Below are 1645 nucleotides of genomic sequence, written 5' to 3'. Positions count from 1 at the left end.
CGGTGAAGATGATGGTCCAGCCGTCGTGGTGGACTTGCCTGTGGTGCTCACCGCAGAGCAGGATAAGGTTGCACAAAGCGGTCACACCCTCGTTTTTCCAGTGGATCACGTGATGTGCTTCGCACCATGAGGGGGGTCTGTCGCAGCCCGGGAAGGTGCAGCCGCGGTCGCGGGCGATCAGGGCGCGGCGCATCTGTGGGGGGACGGTTCTGTTGGTGCGGCCGACGTCGAGGGGGACCCCGGCGGGGGTGAGGATGATCCGGGTGATTTCGGCGTCGCAGCTCAACCGGGCGAGGGTGCTGTGGGGTAGGGGAAGGCCCCAGCTGGTGGTGGCGGGGATGGCGCCCGAGGCGAGCAGGGTGTCCCAGTCGATGGTGACGGTCAGGTGGGGGCGGACGCCGCCGGTTTCGGGGACGGTGGCGGCGGTCAGCGCGCGGGTGACGAGGTCGACGAGGGCGTCGGCGCGGCGGCGGGCGGGGCTGCGCCGGTCGAGGGTGTTGTCGTCGGCGGGTTGGGGGGCGGCGAGGCTGTCGAGGGCGGTGCGCAGCAGGGCGGCGCCTTCGGCGTCGAGTTCCCCGCTGATCAGGGTGGTGCCGGTCGGGGTGTCGGTGAAGGTGAGGCGGCGGATGTCTGCCGGGTCCCGGCTCGGCTTCTCGTCACCGTCGCCGCCGCCCGCGCCCGCGCCGCCGCTGGCGCCGGGGTTGGTGTGGCTGTCGGTGTGGGGGTCGTCGCCACCGGGAGAGATGTCCACCGTCGTCAACGTTTCGCGGAGGTGAGCGGCGAGTTTGGTGAGGTGGATGGTGTCGAACTGGCGGGCGAAGCCGATCAGGGCCTGTTCGGCGGCGGTGCGTTGCTCGAAGGTGGTCCCGGTCGGCAGGCTGCGCATCGCGTCGCCGATGATCACAGCATGCTCGGCGAGGATCTCCCCGCCGGCGGGCTTCGCAGCGGGTCAGCTGCAGCCGTTCCCGCAGCCAGCAGGCGAGATCGGTGGCGCCCTGGTGCAGGGCGAAGCCACGGTCTTGCGCCTCGACGAACAACCGGCCCCGCACCGCCGCAACCCGCCCGGACAGCCGGCAGACGCCTTCGATCAGCTCGTCCAACTCGCCATCGGATAGCCGCCAGACCTGCGCGGCCAGCAGCCCGTCGAGCTGCCCACAGATTGCGGTCAGGCGTGCCGGCGGGTCCGGGCCGTCACCCACGTCGGCGCCGATGTCGTTGTAAACCATGGGTCAACGGTAGAACAATACTCGCCGGATGTCGAACACATGTTCGTACGCTGTGGGCGGAGGCGACACGGGAACCATCCTCCGTCCCGCCGTTCCGGAAAAACAACGAAAGAACAGCAGCATTTGGTCGCCGCCACCGCCACCGCAGCTGCTGAGGAGGTCCGGAGCCCGACCACGTGCCCTACGCAGAGACATCCCGTGTGGCACATCGGAACAGCGATCGCGGCGGCAACCGATGCTGGCAGGCGGAGGACGCGAGCGGCGGCACAACCAAGCAAGGGACACGGTCGGGACGGCGATGTGGCTGGAAGTCCGGCGCGGCTGGGTGCTGGATCCGGCCAGGGGTGGCCGGCTGTCTCCTGCCCGGCGCCACGTAGCGTTCCGTCAGGTGATCCGCACAGTCGGCGTGTCCAGGTCGA

Annotated in this window: 2 protein-coding genes; one reads left to right on the top strand and one right to left on the bottom strand. The window is 69.9% G+C overall.

Annotated elements, in window-relative coordinates; translation table 11 throughout:
- Window positions 1-904: HNH endonuclease signature motif containing protein (locus G6R25_RS23835; RefSeq protein ID WP_235949523.1), on the bottom strand; the 904-nt coding region annotated here is incomplete at its 3' end.
- On the opposite strand from G6R25_RS23835, the gene G6R25_RS28465 reads away from it, so the two are divergent.
- On the top strand, window positions 897-1115 hold the full coding sequence (locus G6R25_RS28465) for a hypothetical protein (RefSeq protein ID WP_235949521.1): 219 nt from the start codon (window positions 897-899) through the stop codon (window positions 1113-1115). The genes G6R25_RS23835 and G6R25_RS28465 overlap by 8 nt on opposite strands.
- The last annotated feature ends 530 nt before the right edge of the window (window positions 1116-1645 follow it).

Origin of the sequence: Candidatus Frankia alpina (assembly GCF_902806485.1) — a bacterium.
GTDB classification, from domain to species: domain Bacteria; phylum Actinomycetota; class Actinomycetes; order Frankiales; family Frankiaceae; genus Frankia; species Frankia alpina.
This window is presented reverse-complemented; position numbering and strand designations above follow the sequence as displayed.